Genomic DNA, 18387 nt, shown 5'->3' with positions numbered 1-18387 from the left:
GGGTTGAAGTCACGGGGCACCGTCTTGCGATGCCGACCACATCGACGTGACCGCCGCCAACTCGTCCGCCGACAGCCCGGAGGCAGCCATCGGCTCGTGGTGGGTGTCGGGTGTATCGGTTCCCGAGCCGGCCTCGTCGACCACACTCGCGAGCTCGTGAAGTGTGGAGTGCTCGAACACCATTCGCGCCGTGACCGCCAAACCGCTGTCCCGCGCCCTGGCCGCCAGCTGCACCGCGAGAATTGAATCGCCACCCAACTGGAAGAAGTTGTCGGTGCGGTTGACCTCGGGCACGTCGATGACCTCGGCCAGGAGTGCGGCGAGCGCCCGTTCGGTTTCGGTGCGCGCCGGTTCGGCCGGACCCGCCGGTGTCGTCGGGCGACGCGCGTCGGCGGCCTCGACGAACTCCAGCTGACCGTCGGCCGTCCACCGCCCCCGCCTGCCGGTGGCGCGCAGTTCGGCGCCCGTCTCGTCGACGACATGCTCGTAGACGTCGCCCACCACGCCGATCGCGACCGGGTCGCGCCAGCCATCGAGCACGCTGGCCGATGCCGACGCGCTGAACCGCTGCACCACGCGGCGCTCCTCGCGGTCGGCGACCTGCACGTCGCGCACTCGTTGGCCGGGATCGTCGGCGAACGCGGTCAGCACGCGCGACAACCACCCGACGAACCGTTCGGCGGTGCTGCGCCGGTACAGGTCGGTCCGGTAGATGACGTGTCCGCGGTAGCCGTCCTCGCCGCCGAAGAAGTTGACCGACAGGTCGGCGTGCGCGACGTCGAAGGGCGGCTCGAGCGCGGTGAACGTGGTGTCGCCGTCCGGCCCCGATTCGATGACCTGGTCGGCGGGCAGGGCATCGCGCACATGCACGACGACCCCGAACAGCGGGTTACGCGACAGCGACCGCGCCGGCCGCACCGCGTCGACCACCTGGTCGAACGGTAGGTCCTGATGGGCGTAAGCCTCCAGCGCCGTGTCGCGGGCCCGGCGCAGCACCTCACGCAACGTCGGGTTGTCGGTCAGGTCGTTGCGCAGCACCACGATGTTGATGAAGAACCCGACGAGCTGGTCGAGTTCGGTTTCGGTGCGGCCGGCGACCGGTGTGCCCAGCGGAATGTCCGGGCGCTCACCGGCTTTGTGCAACGCGACGGCCACCGCCGCCTGCAGCAGCATGAATTCCGTGACCCCGACTTCGGAGCTCAGTTCGGCGAACTTCGCCCGGGTGGCGGCGTCGATGTCGAACGGGACGGCGTCGCCTTCCCCGCTCAACACCGGCGGACGCGGGAAGTCCGGCGCCAGACCCGGATCCTCGTGCAGGCCGGCCAATTGCCTGCGCCAGTAGTCACGCTCTGCCACGACGGGGCCGTCGGTCTGGCCGAGCAGCGCGGCTTGCCACGCCGCGTAGTCGGCGTACTGGACCTGTAGCGGCGCGAACCCGGGAGCGTGGCCGGCGCGCCTGGCCCGGTATGCCGTCAGCAGGTCGGTGAACAACACCATCGCCGACCAGTGATCGGCGGCGATGTGGTGCACCACCAGCGAGACCACGTGCGCATCCAGCGTCGCCAGCACCGCGGCCCGCACCGGCGGGTCACTTTCGAGGTCGAAGACGTGCCTGCGCTCGGCGTGCAGTTCGGTGTCCAGCCAGGCGTCGTCGTCGCCCCGGGCGCGGCGCACCGCGACCTCGAGCCCGTCGTTGACGATCTGGTATGGGGCACCGTCGATTTCGCGGTAGGTGGTCCGTAGTACCTCGTGCCGGGCCACCACGTCGCGCACCGCCTGCACGAACGAGTCGCTGTCACACGGCCCGCTGATGCGCGCGGCGAACGGGATGTTGTTGACCGGGCTGGGACCGTCGATGCGGTACTGGAACCACATCCGCAACTGCGAGGCCGACATGAGCAGCGGCCCGTCGTGCGGAACGGGAACCAGTCGGGGCCGGGTGGCCGCGGTGGCCTGCGAGGACAGGGCCGAGTCGATCCGCTGCGCCAGCGCGGCCACGGTGCCGAGTTCGAAGACTTCGCGCACCCCGATGTCGACGTTGAACGCGGCCCGCACTGCGGCAACGAGTTTCGTGGCCAGCAGCGAATGCCCACCGAGATCGAAGAATGAGTCGTCGCCGCCGACCTGGTCGCGTTCGAGCAGTTCGGCGAACAGGTCGGCGAGCCGGCGCTCGGTTCCCTCGACGGGCTCGCGGTAGGCCGCACCCGAGTCGATGTCGGGATCGGGCAACGCCGCGCGGTCGATCTTGCCGTGCGCGGTGATCGGAATCTCGTCGACGACGACGTACGCCGCCGGCGTCATGTACTCCGGCAGCGCGGCCGCGACGCGGTTGCGGATGCGCTCGACGTTCACGTCCTCGACGGCTTCGGCCGGGGTCACGTATCCGACGAGGCTCTTGCCGACACCGGGCAGGTCGCTGACCACCACCACCGCCTGACCGACGCTGGGGTCGACGGAGATCGCGGCCGCCACCTCACCGAGTTCGATGCGGTAGCCCCGGATCTTGACCTGCTCGTCGGCGCGGCCGACGAACTCGACGTCGCCGTCGGCATTGCGGCGGGCCAGATCACCCGACCGGTACAGCCGGCCACCGGAATTGAACGGGTCGGCGACGAACCGCTCGGCGGTCAGCCCCGCCCGACGGTGATAGCCGTGGGCGACATGCGTTCCGCCGATGTAGATTTCGCCGATCACCCCGACGGGAACGGGCCGCAGTGCGTCGTCGAGCAGGTGGATCTGGGTGTTGATCTTGGGCCTGCCGATCGGCACGATCCGGGTGCCCTGCTTGCCCTCGACCTTGTAGCGGCTCGCGTTGATCACCGTTTCGGTCGGCCCGTAGAAGTTGTGCAGCAGCGCATCGAAGGTCGCATGGAACTTGTCGGCCAGCTCGCCGGGCAGCGCTTCGCCGCCGATGGGCACCCGCTGCAGCGTGCGCCACTGGTTGACGCCGGGCAGCGACAGAAACAACCCGAGCAGCGAGGGCACGAAGTGCATCGAGGTGATGCCTTCGTCGTGCAGCAACTCGGTGAGGTAGCCGACGTCGCGAAGGCCGTCCGGCCGGGGAATCACGAGTCGGCCGCCGCAGGCGAGCATGCCGAAGATCTCGGCGATCGAGACGTCGAAACTCGGCGATGCGACCTGCAGGAGCCGCTCTCTGTCGTCGATCCCGTAGTCGCCCTTGAACCAGACGAAGTACTCGGCGACCGGCCGGTGCGGGACCGGGACACCCTTGGGCAGACCGGTCGAACCCGAGGTGTAGATGAGGTACGCGGTGTTGTCCGGATCCAGCCTGCGAACCCGGTCGGCGTCGGTGGGGTCGGTGGAGCGGTGGCCGTCGAGGCCGGTGATCGGTTCGCGGATAATCAGTTTCGGGTCGGAGTCGGACAGGATGAACGTCAGCCGGTCCTCGGGGTAGGTCGGGTCGACCGGCTGGTACACCGCGCCCGCCTTGATCACCCCGAGCGCGGTGATCACCAGTTCCGGCGAGCGGTCCAGCAGCACCGCCACGCGGTCCTCGGTGCCGATGCCCTGCTCGATCAGCCAGTGCGCCACCCGGTTCGCCGACTCGTTGAGCTCGCGGTAGGTGTAGTGGCGTCCCTCGTAGACGACGGCGACCGCGTCGGGTGTGCGCGCCACCTGGGCTTCGACGAGCGCCGTCATCGTCGAGGAGGCGGTGACGAACTCCTCGCCGGCCGCCACCCGGTTCAGCCATTCGGTGTCGGCGGCGCCCATCACCTCGAGCTCGGCGATGGGGCGATCGGGGCGTTGCAGCGCATCGTCGAGCAGCACCGCGTAGTGCTCGAGAAGCTGGCGGACCAGTGCCGCGTCGAGGATCTCGACGAGATATTCGGCCTCCACGACGACCCGCGCCTCGGGGGCGTCGAACTCCACCATGAATCCCAACGGCAGCTGAGTCAGATGGCTACGTAATTCCGCTCGGCTGCAGGTGATTCCGGGCGGGTTGAAGCCTTCGCCGTCAGCGCCGCGGGCGCCGAACGTCACCCGGGTCATCCGTTCGACGCCGTGCCGACGATCCGGGTTCAGTTCGCGCACCACCCGGTCCAGGTTGACGCGTTGATGCGCGAACGCGCCGACCGCGGTGTCACGCGCGTGCGCGACGACGTCGCGGAAGCTCTGCCGGGCGGCGGGTCGCAGCCGCAGGGCGACCGTGTTGCCGTAGTAGCCGATCACGTCCTCGACCTCGGCGCTGCGGTTCAGCACGGGCGTGGCGACCAGGAAGTCCTCGGCGTGGGTGTAGCGCCGCATCAGCACCCCGAAGGCCGCCAGCAGCACCATGTACGGCGTCGCGCCCGACTCCTTCGCCAGCGCCGCGACCCGGTCGACCGTTGCGTCCGGCAGTTGCAGGGTGAGGCGCTGAGACCGCCAATTCGTCGGTACCGCAGAACCGTTCGGGCCCGGCAGTTCCAGCGGCTCGGGCGGATCGGCCAGCACCGTGCGCCAGTAGTCGAGGTCTTCGTCGACCGAACCGAGCGTGTGCGCCGGCGGGTTGACGGCAGGTGCGAGCGGTGCACCGGTGTATGCCCGGGTGAGGTCGCCGAAGAACACCTGCCAGCAGCCGTCGTCCCAGGCGATGTGGTGCGCGACCAACAGCAGGACGTGCTCGTCGGCGGCGGTGCGCACGGCAGTGAGCCGCAGCGGCGATTCGGTGGCGAGGTCGAAGGATGCGCCGAACTCGCGCTGGGCCAGCACTTCCAGTCGGAGTCGGCGCGCGTGCTCGGAGAGGTCGGTCAGATCGTGCACCGCCCAGCCGGGCCTCAGCTCGTCATGCACGGTCGGTTGCGGTTCACCGTCGTCGTCGGCCTGATAGGTGGTGCGCAACACCGCATGCCGCGCGGCGACGGCGTTGACGGCGTCGTGCAGTCGGGCGACGTCGAGCTCACCGGTGATCCGGTAGGAGAGGCAGATGTTGAGGATCGCGCCGGTCGGATCTGCCGTCTGGACGAACCACATGCGACGCTGCCCGTCGGACAGCCCGCCCGCCTCAGCGGTCGATTGGTTCTCCGTGCGCAGTCCCCGCTCGGCCAACTTGCGGCGCAGCAACTCCAGCCGGCGGTCCTCGACCCGCTCGCGGGTATCGACCGTGTCAGTCACGCGTTGTCCACCTTCTCTGATCGTTCTGTGCTGTTGAGGTCGGCGACGAGCTCGCCGCCTGTGATGCCGCCGAGCAGGGTGGCCAGCGGCACCTTCCGGCCGCTCGTCCGCAGCAGCCGCTTGCGTAGGTCTAGGGCCAGTAGCGAGTCGACGCCCATGTCGAGCAGGGACATGTCGAGGTCGATCGAGGCCGGCTCGAGGTTGAGCACCGCGGCGAGCTCGGTCCGCACGCGCGCAGCGGTGTCGACGTCGGCTTCGCTTGTGGCCGGCCGGGTTTCGATGGTATCCGCGCTTCGGCTCTCCAGGAACATTCGCAGCCGGCCCTGGTCGGCGCTCAGCAACAGCGGGTCCTCGCCGTGATCACGCAGGGTGGCTTCGACCGCCGCGTCGGGCGTCATCGGCAGCAGGCCGGACCGTTCGATCCTGGTCACCTCCCCGGCGCCGGCGATCCCAATGCCGCGCCACAGCCCGTACCTGGCGGCCAGGCAGTGCTGGCCCTTGGCACGCAGCTGGCCGGCCATCACGTCGAGCATCCGGTTGGCGGCCGAATACGCGGCGTGCCCGCGCCCGCCCCACACGCCGGACACCGACGAGCACAGCAGGATTCGCGCGTCCGGGCGCATCGGCCACAGCTCCGTCATCCGGGCCAGGCCGCCGATCTTGGCCGCCGAGGTTTCGGCGAACGCGGCGGGCGTGAGCGCGTCGCGGTCCGTGAAGGCCGCCGCGCCCGCGGCGTGGATAAGCAGTGAGGCGCCGTCGCCGCCGAACTGCCCGGCCGCCGCTGCGATCTGCTCGGCGGAGGTGACGTCGCAGCGCGGCGCTACCACGTCGACCTGCGCTGCCGCCAGTTCGGCGACGACCGCGGCGTCGACGCCGCTGCGGCTGAGCAACACGATGCGACGGGCGCCGTGGGCGGCCAGATACCGGGCGAAGTGAAGTCCGACCGCACCGTTACCACCGGTGATCACGACGTCGGCGAGCGAGTTCCCATCCAGCTGCCAGGACGGCGCTGGTTCGACCGATTCGGCCACGGTCCGTACGAAAACCTCTGGGCCCGAGCCGTCGTCGCGTATGGCGGTTTCGTCGGCGCCGCCCAGCAGCGCGCCCGCCGCGGCGGCCGCCACGACATCGTCGGGTTCCCACGACGGCAGGTCGAGATGCCGGAACGACTGCTCGGGACGTTCGAAGCCGATACTGCGGTGCATCGCCGCCAGCGCGGCCTGCGCGGGCAACGCCGCGGGCTCGCCCGGCCGGACGTGCTCACCGCCGACGGTGACCAGACACACCGCCCGAGTCTCGGGGCCGGCGGCGTCGACGTAGTCGAGCAAGCCTGCGCCGATCAATCCGGAGATCTCCTGGGCGCCGCGTTCGGCGTCGGGATGGTCCAGCTCGGGGGCCACCGCGACGACGAGGTCGGCGGTGCGGGCCTCGACGAGTTCGGATCCGCTGCGGCGCAGCGCTGTCCGCAGCCGATCACCGAGTGAACCGCCGGGTCCGGTGAGCTCGACGACCGCGACGCGCCGCGCCACCGTTGCCGATGGCGTGGTGCGGTCCCATTTCTCGCGGGCGACGGTGACGCCGTAGACCGGTGCCAATGGCTTCGGTTCGGCCCACAACCGCGCGGTCCGCATGGGCGCGTTGGGAAAGCCGCGCAACGGTGGCTGCGAGCTGACGTCGACGAGGTCGGCCCACCGGTAGCCGGGATTCGCCACCGCGACGGCGGAAATGTTGGCCGACAACGTTTCCATGGGCAACATGTCGCGGTGACCCGACCCGACGACGAGCGGCTCGTCGGTCTGATCGGCCAGCAGGTCACCCAATGCGAACAGCAGGGCCGGATGCGCCGACATCTCGATGAACGCTTCCGCGCCGCGGTGCCTCGCGGCTGCGACGGCGCGGTCGAACCGCACCGTGTTGCGGAGGTTGTCGTACCAGTAGTCGGTGAAGCCGGTGCCTTCGGGCACCACATCCGCGGTCGTCGAGCCAATGAAATGTATTGGAGCAGAAGTAAATTCGGCATCGGGGAGCATCGCGCGCAGATCGTCTCGCACCCGTTCCAGCGCGCTGGTGTGGCCGGGATAGTTCACGTCGAGCTCGCGGGCGAACAGGCCCTGCTCTGTCGCGGCGGCCACGAGCGCGGCGACGGCGGCGCGCTGCCCGGACACCGCCACCGAAGCGCCGGCGTTGACCGCGGACACCTCGAGCCAACCGGGGATCGTGGACATCAGCCGTTCGGCGTCGGGAAGCGAAACCCCCAGCGCCGCCATGCGGTAGTCGCCGGACAGGCGGTCCACCGCCTTGGCGCGCGCGATGACCACACCGGCGGCGGCGGGCAGCGCCATGCTTCCGGCGATGTACGCGGCGGCGACCTCGCCGAGGCTGTGCCCGATGACGACGTCGGGCTGGATTCCGCATGACCGCCAGATGTGGGCCAGGCCGACGGCGTGGGTGAACTGCGCGGCCTGGACCTGCGCCTGTGACCACTGTCCGCCAGTGGACTCCGCGGTCAGGTACGGCAGCGGCGACGACTCGCCCGCGGCGACGAATGCCTCGGCGCAGCGGTCCACGTGCGCCCGGTACACGGCGGACTGCCGGTATGCCTGCGCGCCCATGGACGGCCACTGGTTGCCTTGTCCAGGAAACACGAAAGCTACCCGGGCGGTGCGTGTTTCCGATGAGCGGACGACGAGCGGGTGATCGGTTCCCGCTATTACGGCGCGCAGCCCGTCGGCTAGTTCGGCGGTGTCGGTGGCGCGCACGACCGCACGGTGTCTGCGCAGCCGGCGGGTGCGCAGCAGTGCCGCGGCGACCGCCCGCACATCCGGGTCGCGGTCGAGGTAACGCAGTATCGCCTCGGCGTCGGCGGCAACGAGTTCCTCGGCGTGCGAGCTCAACACGACCGGGATCCGGCCGTCGGGCAGACCGGTGGACGTCATCATGCCGCCTCGGATTCGGTCGCAGGCATCGACACCACCACGTGGGCGTTGGTGCCGCTCATACCGAATGCGGTCACCGCCGCGAGACGTCTGCCGTCGACCGCCGGCCAGGGCGTCAGCTCGGTGGCCAGCCGCAGACCTTGGCTGTCCCAGTCGATTTCGCGGCTGGCTTCGTTGCTGTGCAAGGTGGCCGGGATCGTTCCGTGCTCGGCGGCGATCAGCACCTTGGCCAGGCCGAGTCCGCCCGCCGCGGCCTGCGAGTGGCCGAGGTTCGACTTGACCGAGCCGAGCAGGCCGCCTTCGCCGGGTGCGGTGGCGCCGTAGGTCTGGGCGAGCGATATCAGCTCGGTGCGGTCCCCGAGTCGGGTGCCGGTGCCGTGGCCCTCGATCATCCCGATGTCTTCGGGCCGCACCCCGCTGTACTCCAGCGCGCGCTGAAACAACCGCGCCTGTGCCTGCCCGCTCGGTGCGGTGAGGCCGACGGAGCGGCCGTCCTGGTTCAGGCAGGTGGCCCGCAACTCGGCGAGTATCCGACGACCGTCGCTCACGGCTCTCGATCGGCGCTGCAGCACGAACATCGCTGCGCCCTCGGCCCATACGGTGCCGCTGGCCTGCGCGCTGTACGGCCGGCAGTGTCCGTCGTCGGAAAGCGCGTGTTGTTTGGAGAACTCGACGAAGAAGCCGGGCGAGCCCATCACGCAGACGCCACCGGCCAGCGCGAGGTCGCAGTCCCCCGATCGCAGTGACTGCGTCGCGGTGTGGATCGCGGTCAGTGTCGACGAACACGAGGTGTCGATGGTCAGCGCGGGCCCGGCGAGTCCGAGCGTGTAGGCGATCCGCCCGGAGATCACTCCCAGTGCGGTTCCCGACATCAGATGTCCGGTGAGATTGGAGAACTCGGCGAGGTCGGGACCGTACCCCATCGTCGAGGCGCCCACATAGCAGCCGGTGTCGTGGCCCGCGAGGTCGTCGGGGTTGATGCCGCTGTTCTCCAGCGCTCGCCACGCCACCCGCAGCGCGACCCGCTGCTGCGGGTCCATCGCGACCGCTTCCCGCGGCGAGATTCCGAAGAATTCGGGGTCGAAAACCGCAGCACCAGAGAGGAAGCCGCCGAGGTCGTGGATGCATTTGAACCCGTCGCGCTGCGATCCGTCGAGCACGTCGCGCACCGACCACCCGCGGTCCCGCGGGAACGGGCACAGACCTTCGCGCTGTGCGACCAGCAGGTCCCAGTAGGCGTCGGCGGTGTCGACATCTCCCGGCGCCTCGATCGCCATCCCCACGATGACGATCGGATCATCGACAGCGTGATCCGGCCCGCTAACCGGCATTGACCAACTCCGCAACCGCGTCGATGTGGTCGTTGATGTAGAAGTGCCCACCGTCGAACAGCGACAGTGTGAACGCGCCTTGGGTATGAGTTTCCCAGCCCCGCAACATGTCCTGGCTGATCCGGTGGTCGGCGCTGCCACCGAGGGTGTGGATGTCGGCGGCGAGGCGGGCGTCCGGCTCGCAGGCGTAGCGGTTGAACGCCAGATAGTCCGCCCGCACCGCTCGGACGAGCAACTCGATGAACTCCTCATCCTCGACCAGCCGCGGGTCCGTACCGCCGAGATCGACCATGTTGGCGACGATTTCCGCCTCGGCGGTGGGCAACCGCGGTGAACCGGCGATCGTGGAAGGTGCCTGGCTCGCCGAAACCCACAGCTGCCGAACGGAAACCCCGTGACGCTCGGCGACCCGGCCGAATTCGAACGCGATCACCGCGCCCATGCAGTGCCCGAACAGTCGCAGCGGGCCGAGCCGGGACCAGTCGCCCGCGGCGAACAGATCGGCGGCCAGCGCCTCCACGGTGTCCGGGGCGGGATGGGCCAACCGATCCGCACGCTGCGGGTACTGGACGACGTACGCGTCGTCACCACCGCCGGCCAACGCCGACGCGAACGACCGGTAGGCCGCCGCCGCGCCACCCGCGTGGGGGAAGATCACGGTCGCGCCGCCGGCGGTCTTCCCGGCCGAGCGTTTGATCCAGGGCGCGAAGGTCAGTTGGCTCTGTTCGATCATCGTGTCGGGGTCGCGTCGATGGGTCGGCGAGAAGTCCGGGGCCGAGCCTGCGCATCTGCGAGAAATACCCCCATGAGCTCCTCCGTTGATTTAGCGCAGGCTGTCCTAAGTCGGAAGTGAGGTTACCCTATCCTTCTCGGCGCGCAGACGCCTACGTGCGGTACCGAACACGTGATTTCGCCCAGCTAGTCGCTTGCGGCCATCACCCAGCCCGTCGCGGCCACGCGCTGGCTCCAGAACTGCGCGTACCGGCCGCCGCGCTGCATCAGCTCGGTATGGGTGCCCTGCTCCTCGACCGCTCCGGTCGCGGAGAGCACCACGATGTTGTCGGCCGCGGTGACCGTGGACAGCTTGTGCGCGATCACGATGACCGTGCTGCGCTGGGCGAGGGTCCGGATGGATTCGGCGACGTGGTGCTCGTTCTCCGGGTCGAGCGCGCTGGTCGCCTCGTCGAACAGCACGATCGGCGCGTTCTTGACCAGCGCCCGTGCAATCGACACGCGCTGACGCTCACCGCCCGACAGCGCCGAGCCGCCCTCGCCGACGCGGGTGTGCCAACCGTCAGGCAGCCGTTCGACGACGGAAAGCAGGCCGGCGGTGCGGGCCGCCTCGACGATGTCCTCGTCGCTGGCGTCCGACCGCCCGATGCGGATGTTCTCCCACAACGTGTCGTCGAACAGGTACACGTCCTGGAACACCAGTGACAGTTGGGCCATCAAGTCCGCGGTGAGCTGGTCGCGCACGTCGTGGCCGCCGACCCGGACCACGCCGGAGTCGACGTCGTAGAAGCGGGCGATCAGCTTGGTGATCGTCGACTTGCCCGATCCGGACGGACCGACCAGCGCGGTCATGGTGCCCGGCTCGGCGGCGAAGCTCACGTCCGACAGCACCGTGCGGTCCGAGTACCCGAACGTGACGCGGTCGAGTTCGACCCGGCCCGGCACCGTGGCGGGGTTTGCCGTGGCCGGCTCAGAGAGCGACGCGGTGTCGAGGATCGACGTGATGCGCTGCAACTCTGCGCTCGCCAACCTCATCGCCGACCCGAGTTCGGCCAGCTGTGACAGCGGCGAGGCGAACCGGGCCGCGAGCCCAAGGATGGCCACCAGCGTGATCGGGTTGATGTCGCCGCGCACCGCGAGCCACGCCCCCGCCGCGATCAGCACCGAGAACACCGCCTGCACGGCGACGCCGTTCAACATCAACCCGGCCACCGACTGCCACAACGCGGCGCGCCCGGCCCGATGCTGCGCTTCCAGGGCGTCGCCGAGTGGCTTGTAGTCGGCGCCGGTGCGGCCGAACGCCCGCAGCACCGGCTGGTACCGCGCGAACTCGATCACGCGGTTGTTGACGTCGGTCGCCGAATCGTGGGTGCGGACCTCCGCGGTCGCGATCAGCCGCGCGGCGAACCGCCCGCACAGCACCAGCAGCACACCGCCGACCAGGGCGACGAGCCCGATGCGCCAGTCGAAGAAGAACAGGCCGGCCACCACGGTGACCGCGCTGACCGTGTTCACCACCAGCGGGGTGACCAGGTTGCCACCGCTGGTGCCGACGAAAACCGTTCCCTTGACCGCGATCTGGGACACCCTGCCGACGGTCTCGCGGGTGAACCAACCGAGCGGAAGGGTGACCATGTGATCGCCGAGCCGGTGGTGCAGCAGGCGCATCGTGGTCAGCGCCATGCGGATCGCCAGCTTCGCTCCGATGTAGTTGAGCACCGATGCGACCAGCACCGTGACGGCCATCAGCGCCAACCATCGTGCGGTGGCGCCATAGTCGCCGTCGAACATCGACACCGTGACCGGCACCAGCAACAGCATCACGACGCCGTGCAGGATGCCGTAGACCGTCATCACCGCGAGGAAGCTGAACATCCGGCCCCGCTGCGGGCCGAGGATCTGCAGAAAGCCCCGGATCATCTGGCCACCTCCCATTCGCGGGCATGCCCCGCGGTGTACGACTGCCACATCCGCGAGTACTGCCCGCCGGCGGCAAGCAGATCGTCGTGTCGGCCCTGTTCGACGATGCGCCCACGGTCCAGCACGACGATGTTGTCCGCGGACACGATCGAGCCCAGCCGGTGCGCGATGACCAGCACGGTGCGCCCGACGATGAGCCGCGAAAGCGCTTCCTGGATCTGGGCTTCCGAATCCGGGTCGGCGAACGCGGTCGCCTCGTCGAGCACCAGGATCGGCGTGTCGGCCAGCAGTGCGCGCGCGATGCTGACGCGTTGGGCCTCGCCGCCGGAGAAGTGCGCGTCCTCGTCGACCACGGAGTCATAACCGTTGGGCAACTGCAGGATTCGGTCGTGAATGCGGGCCGCCTGCGCCGCGGCGACGACCTCTTCGTCGGTGGCGTCGGCCCGGCCGAGCCGGATGTTGTCGGCGACGCTGATGCCGAGAAGTTGCACGTCCTGCAGCACGAACCCGACGTGCCGGTACAACTCGACCGGGGCGATCTCGCGGACGTCGACGCCGCCGACGCGCACCGTGCCCGCGGTGACGTCGTGGAAGCGCGGCACCAGCGTCGCCAGCGTGGACTTGCCGCTGCCCGACGGTCCGACCAGCGCGGTGATCGTCCCGGCCGGCAGCGTGAGCGAGATGTCGTGCAGGACGGTGTTTCGACCGTCGTAGGAGAACTGCACGCCCTCGAATTGGATCGAGTTGTCCCGCGGCGTCTGCGGATCGCGGGCGACGGGCAGCACGGGCGTGTCGAGCAGGCGCTTGAGGCGACCCGCCGCGGCCGCCGCCTGCCTGCGGATGTGCGTCGAATAGCCGACGGTCAGCACGGCCGCCGGGATCGTCACCGCGACCAGCGTCGAACCCAGCACCTCGATCGGTGTCACCCAGCCGCTGCGGACGAACCAGTAGCCGCCGGCGAGATTGGCAAGCAGCAGCACGGGCGTATCGATGAAGATCGACGACACCGCCTTGACCCGCACCAGCGGTCCCACCCAGCCGGCGAAGCTGTCGTTGAACTCGTCGGCGGCGTCGGCGAAGCGCTTGTGCGCCTTACCCGCTTCGCCGAAGGTCTTGACCACCGACACGCCGGCGATGAACTCGACGATGGTGGCGCTGATCCGTTCGACTCCCCGGTCGAGGCGTTCCATCTGCACCCGGGAGTCACGGCCCAGCGCGACGTACACGCCGACGTAGAACGGCACGGTGGCCATCGCCAACAGGCCCAGCCGCCAGTCCAGGTAGAAGCAGTAGATGAGGCCGAACAGCGGGGTGGCCAGCGCGCCCGTGTTCTCCACCGCCGAATGCGCGACCAGGAAATGCAGTTCGCCGACGTCGTTCTGCACGGCCTTGTTCACCTCGCCCGACGACCGGGTGCCGAACCAGCCCAGCGGCAACCGGCCGAGCTTGTCGACGATCCGCAGCCGCAGTGACCGCTGCAGGTCCACGTCGGCGAAATGCGTGATGGTCAGCGCGGCGCCACCGGCGAGCGTGCGCACCAGCAGCGCGACGATCACCACCGCGACGACGATCCACACCCTGGTCTGATCCGGCGGGCCGGCGGCGAGCAGCTCGCGGCCGATCTCCACGATGCCGATGAAGGGCACGATGGTGGCAGCCGACGCCAGCAGTTGGTAGCGCGTCGCCCGCGATGTGCGAGCCCGCGTCGGGGCGAGCAGCTGCTGCAGTGCCAGCTTGTCGTAGGTGGCGGCCCGCTTGGCGGCATCGGGCGCCCCTTCCGGCGCGACCGGTTCGACGTCGGGTGCGGATTGCACAGCGGTCATGCGCCCTCCTGATCTTGGGTAAGGGTCGCCTAACCCTACCGGTCGCGTGAAGGGTGCCGGTCGCTACGTAACGTGGGCGGTAGTCACCTAGGGAAGGACGGGCATGGAGCTGGCCGGCGTCGGTGTGTGGAGTTCGCAACTGCGGTACGGCGACCAGGGTGAAGCCGCCGAGGCCGCCGCGGAACTCGAGGAACTCGGGTTCACGGCGCTGTGGATTCCCGACGTCGGTGGTCCCGTCCTCGATTCGGTGGAGCACCTGCTGTCGTCGACCAAGCGGGTGGTGATCGCCACCGGCATCCTGAACCTCTGGATGCACGAGCCCGCCGACGTGGCCGCCCGCTACGCGTCGCTCACCGGGACGCACGGCGAGCGGTTCCTGCTCGGCATCGGGGTGAGCCATGCCCCGCTGATCGACTCCAGGGAGCCGGGTCTGTACCGCAAGCCGCTGGCGGCGACCCGCGCCTACCTGGACGGGATCGACGCGACACCGCAACCGGTTCCGGTGGGCAACCGGGTACTCGCCGCGCTCGGCCCGAAGATGCTCGAGCTGGCCGCGACCCGGTCGAGGGGGGCGCACCCGTATCTGGTCACGCCCGACCACACCCGCTACGCCCGCGAACAGCTCGGCGAGGGCCCGCTGCTGCTGCCCGAGCAGACCGTGCTGCTCACCACCGACGCCGACGAGGCGCGTGCGCTCGGAACCGATTGGCTGCGTTCGTATCTGGCGTTGCCGAACTATGCCAACAACCTGTTGCGGTCGGGTTTCACCGAAGAGGACGTGGCCTCGGTCAGCGACCGGTTGTTCGACGCGCTCATCGCCTGGGGCGACGAGGAGACGGTGCTCGAGCGGGTCCGTGAGCACCACGACGCCGGCGCCGACCACGTCTGCGTGCAGGTGCTCACCGCCGATCCGCGGGAGTTCCCGCGCGATCAGTGGCGCCGTCTGGCCGCCGCCTTACGCTGAGGATTCGAGTTCGGACAGCACGGCGGCGCTGTCCATCTCGGCCACCTCGAGGTACACCTCGGCGACGGCGTCGAGGCGCTCGCTGTCGGCTTCCCGGGCCAGCAGTCGCTCGGCCAGCTTCGCCACGCACCGGGCGGCGAACATGTCAGTGACCAACACGGTCGGGGTGTCGAGCCAGTCCCGGACGCGGGCGATCACCTGGGTCGCCAGCACGGAATCCCCGCCGAGGGAGAAGAAGTCGTCGTCGACGCCGACCTTGGCGGCCTCGATGTCGAGCACCTCGGCCACGATCGCGACCAAAGCGGACTCCAGCGGGGTGGCTGGCGCTCGATAAGCTTGTGCCGCAGGCGGTTCAGCGTCGGCGAGCAGGCGCGCGACGGCCTGCCGGTCGATCTTGCCGTTCACGGTGAACGGGATCCGGTCGGCCACCACGATGACCTTCGGGATCATGTGCGCCGGAACCAGGTCGCCCATCGCCGCCGTGACGGCTCGTGCGTCGACGGCGGGGTCGTCGGTGCGCACCACCGCAGCCAGCACATCGCGATCACCGGGGATGACCGCGGCGACCGCCGCGTCGACTCCCCCGACCCGCTTCAGCGCGGCCTCCACCTCGCCGAGCTCGATGCGGTAACCGCTGATCTTCACCCGGTGATCGACGCGACCGACGAACTCGAGTGTGCCGTCAGGCAGGTAGCGCACGAGATCACCGGTGCGGTACCAGGTTCGGCCCTCGTGTTCGACGAACTTCTCGGCGGTCAGGTCGGGCCGCCCGCGGTATCCGCGGGCGATGCCGCGTCCGGTGAACCACAATTCACCGGGCACCCAGTCGGGGCAGTCGCTGCCGTCGGCGGCCACCACGCGGCAGGCGTTGTTCGGCAACGGTGTGCCGTAGGGCACCGAAGTCCAGTGCGCGGGCGGGTCGTCGACCTCGCAGATGGTCCCGTGCACGGCGGTCTCGGTCGCGCCGCCGAGACCCGCGGCGCGCACTTTCGGCGCCGATTTGCGCAGCGCCCGAACGAGTTCCGGACGCACCCAGTCGCCGCCGAGCAATACCACCCGCAGTCCGGCTAGCCGGTCTGCACCGGCCTCCAGCAGCATGTCGAGCCAGCCCGGCATCCAGTTCAGAAACGTCACGCCGTGCTGCTGGATCAGCCGCGCCCAGGCGTCGGGGTTCCGACGCTGATCCTCGTCGACCACGACGACCGCACCGCCCGCGCGCAGGATCGCGAAGATCTCCAGCACCGACATGTCGGCTTCCAACGACGCCAGCGCCAGGCTGCGGTCGCCCGTGTCGATGCCGAAGTGGTCGGTGACGAACTCGATGGTGTTCATCACCGCGTCGTGGGTCAGTTCCACACCCTTCGGTTCGCCGGTCGACCCCGACGTGAACAGCACGTAGGCAAGCGCATTCGGGTCGACCTCGGCGGGCTGCACAGCTGTGTCGCGGGCGGTCGCCTCGGAGACGGTGAGGACCGGCACGTCGGCGTGCACCATGTCGGCGCCGCCGCACAGCAGCACCGCCGACACCGCACTCGCGTCGAGGATCCGCGCGGTGCGCTCCGCGGGTTGGTCCGCGCCGATCGGCAGGTAGGCGGCTCCGGTCGCCAGGATGCCGAGCACCGCGGGGATCTGCTCGGCGCACTTCGGTCCGACCAGCGCGACCAGGTCGCCGGGATGAACACCGTTGTCGCGCAACGCTGCAGCGACACCGAGCGCGCGGTCGCGCAGTTCGCCGTAGGTCAGGTCGCCGTCCCGGCTGAACATCGCGGGCGCGTCCGGGACCACCCGCGCGTTGCGGAAGAAGCCGTCGTGAATCGCCTCATTGCTGAGCGGCGCCGTCGCGCTGTTCACCGCCTGCCGCACGGCGCGCTGCGGCTCCGGCACGGCGGGTGGATCGGGCGCGTCCCAGGCCGCATCGTCGGTGGCGAGCCGGGTCAGCTCCGCGAGATGGTAGGCGAACATCGCGTCCGCGACGCCCGGCCGGAACGCGTCGACGCGCACGTCCCAGTTGATCATCAGACCGTCTGCGAGCGGTGTCGCCTGCGCGTCGATGAGCACCTGCGGCCCTTGCGAAATCGTCCACACCGGGGCGCCGAACTGGTCGGTGACCTCCCCGGCGAACAGGTCGCCGAGCCCGAGTGCACTGGTGTAGACGATCGGCGCCAACACCTGGTTGCCCCGGTGACGGCCGAGGTCGCGCAGCACCGACAGCCCCGAGTAGCTGGAGTGCCGCGCGGTGTAGTGCAGCGTCTCCTGCACCGCCCGGGCCCGCTGCGTGGGTGTGCGCGTGTTGGCGAGGTCGATGTCGAGCATCAGCGACGACGTGAAGCAGCCGACCAGCTTCTCGACGTCGGGATGGAACGGCTCGCGGCCGAACATCGGCAGGTTGAGCAGGAATCGCGGACCACTCGACCACCGGGCCAGCGCGTTGGCGTACGAGGCCGCGACGGCCATCGCGGGCGTGATCCCACGGCGGTGCGCGGCGGCGAAGAGGGCGTCGCGGGTCGCGACGTCGAAGATGTGCCAGAGCCGCACGCTGCGCCGTGGGTCCTGCTGTTCGGCGAGCGGAATGAGTGGCAGCGCAGGCGATTCGGGTAGCTCTGGTATCCGCTCGGCCCACCACTGCAGGTCTTCTGCGGACGGTCCTCGATCCGCCGCGGTCAGCGCGGCCCGGTATTCGCGGTAGGTGTAACCGAGGTCGGGCAGCTCGCCTCCGCGGTAGAACGCCGCGAGGTCGGCCATGAACTTGCGGTAGCTCACCGCGTCCGCGGCGTTCATGTCCATGTCGACGTGCAGCCGCGTCCGTCCGTCCGGGCGCAGCGACAGGCTCAACTCGAGGACATCGCCGTCGAGGATCTGATGCGACTTCTCGTGCCGGATGGCCTCGAGGCGCTGCTCGGCCGCCTCGCGGTCCAGGTCGCGCAGGTCGTGGACCGTGACGGGCAGGCCGCGCTCGCCGATCCGCTGCGTGCCGTCCGGGAGGATCTCGACGCGCAGCATCGGATGGCGGGCAACGAGTTTCGTCGCCGCACGCCGTAGCCGCTCCGGGTCGACGCCGACACCGTCGAACTCGACGTACAGGTGCGCGGCCACGCCGCCGAGCTGCTGATCGTCGTTGCGGCCCAACCACATCGCGTGCTGCATCGGCGCCAACGGGAACGGTTCGTTCTCGTCGCCGGCGGGCGCGGTTTCGGCGACCCGATCCGGGCCACCGTTGCTGGATCGGTCGGAGACCAGCGCCGACCACGCTGCGACGGTCGGGTTCTCGGCGAGCGCGGCGAAGTTGACGTCGATGCCCTGCTTGCGCCACCGCCCGGACAGCGACATCATGCGAATCGAATCGAGGCCCGAGGCGATCAGGTCGGCATCGGGGTCGACCTCGTCGGGATTCACGCCGAGAAGTTCGGCGACCTCCTCGCGGACGGTGCGGTCGGCCGGTCCCGGAGAGGCGGCGTTTTCCGTCGACGCCGAACCCGTCTCACCAACACCCACGCGATCCTCCAGATTAGTACAGGCTGCCCTAACTAACCCCGGGAACGCTACCTTATATTCGAGGCACCAAACACACC

The 18387-nt window shown here is 69.6% G+C and carries 8 protein-coding genes; 1 reads left to right on the top strand and 7 read right to left on the bottom strand.

Going from position 1 to position 18387, the window contains the following annotated elements:
• Positions 1 to 9: 9 nt before the first annotated feature.
• From AU185_RS06550 to AU185_RS06525, 6 genes are all read right to left on the bottom strand, one after another.
• A complete protein-coding gene (locus AU185_RS06550) occupies positions 10 to 5112 on the bottom strand; it encodes a non-ribosomal peptide synthetase (protein ID WP_059156951.1) in 5103 nt (1700 codons plus the stop codon).
• Positions 5109 to 8048, bottom strand: a complete 2940-nt coding sequence (gene mbtD, locus AU185_RS06545) for a mycobactin polyketide synthase MbtD (protein ID WP_059102497.1) — start codon at positions 8046 to 8048, stop codon at positions 5109 to 5111. Before mbtD ends, AU185_RS06550 begins: the two co-directional genes overlap by 4 nt.
• Positions 8048 to 9379 carry a beta-ketoacyl [acyl carrier protein] synthase domain-containing protein gene (locus AU185_RS06540; RefSeq protein WP_059102439.1) on the bottom strand — a complete coding sequence of 444 codons (1332 nt, stop codon included), beginning with the start codon at positions 9377 to 9379 and terminating at the stop codon, positions 8048 to 8050. The genes mbtD and AU185_RS06540 overlap by 1 nt, the downstream gene beginning before the upstream one ends.
• Entirely contained in the window at positions 9369 to 10112 is a 744-nt protein-coding gene (locus AU185_RS06535) for a thioesterase II family protein (RefSeq protein ID WP_059102438.1), read from the bottom strand. The genes AU185_RS06540 and AU185_RS06535 overlap by 11 nt, the downstream gene beginning before the upstream one ends.
• Positions 10113 to 10297: 185 nt before the next feature.
• Positions 10298 to 12031, bottom strand: coding sequence for an ABC transporter ATP-binding protein (locus AU185_RS06530; RefSeq protein WP_059102496.1), 1734 nt, complete (start codon positions 12029 to 12031; stop codon positions 10298 to 10300).
• A complete protein-coding gene (locus AU185_RS06525; protein WP_059102437.1) occupies positions 12028 to 13854 on the bottom strand; it encodes an ABC transporter ATP-binding protein in 1827 nt (608 codons plus the stop codon). The genes AU185_RS06530 and AU185_RS06525 overlap by 4 nt, the downstream gene beginning before the upstream one ends.
• Before the next feature lie 103 nt (positions 13855 to 13957).
• Here AU185_RS06525 and AU185_RS06520 point away from each other — a divergent pair, with 103 nt between their 5' ends.
• Positions 13958 to 14818, top strand: coding sequence for an LLM class F420-dependent oxidoreductase (locus tag AU185_RS06520; RefSeq protein ID WP_059102436.1), 861 nt, complete (start codon positions 13958 to 13960; stop codon positions 14816 to 14818).
• Here the strand turns inward: AU185_RS06520 and AU185_RS06515 are convergent.
• Positions 14810 to 18310 carry a non-ribosomal peptide synthetase gene (locus AU185_RS06515; protein WP_059102435.1) on the bottom strand — a complete coding sequence of 1167 codons (3501 nt, stop codon included), beginning with the start codon at positions 18308 to 18310 and terminating at the stop codon, positions 14810 to 14812. The two genes, AU185_RS06520 and AU185_RS06515, sit on opposite strands and share 9 nt — an antisense overlap.
• Positions 18311 to 18387: the final 77 nt, after the last annotated feature.

It is taken from the genome of Mycobacterium sp. GA-0227b (genome assembly GCF_001499855.1).
GTDB lineage: Bacteria > Actinomycetota > Actinomycetes > Mycobacteriales > Mycobacteriaceae > Mycobacterium.
This window is presented reverse-complemented; position numbering and strand designations above follow the sequence as displayed.

Excerpts from the sequence above, each read along its gene's own strand:
- mbtD (WP_059102497.1), bottom strand. The coding sequence starts at position 8,048 with ATGACGTCCACCGGTCTGCCCGACGGCCGGATCCCGGTCGTGTTGAGC.
- AU185_RS06540 (WP_059102439.1), bottom strand. The coding sequence starts at position 9,379 with ATGCCGGTTAGCGGGCCGGATCACGCTGTCGATGATCCGATCGTCATC.
- AU185_RS06535 (WP_059102438.1), bottom strand. The coding sequence starts at position 10,112 with ATGATCGAACAGAGCCAACTGACCTTCGCGCCCTGGATCAAACGCTCG.
- AU185_RS06530 (WP_059102496.1), bottom strand. The coding sequence starts at position 12,031 with ATGATCCGGGGCTTTCTGCAGATCCTCGGCCCGCAGCGGGGCCGGATG.
- AU185_RS06525 (WP_059102437.1), bottom strand. The coding sequence starts at position 13,854 with ATGACCGCTGTGCAATCCGCACCCGACGTCGAACCGGTCGCGCCGGAA.
- AU185_RS06520 (WP_059102436.1), top strand. The coding sequence starts at position 13,958 with ATGGAGCTGGCCGGCGTCGGTGTGTGGAGTTCGCAACTGCGGTACGGC.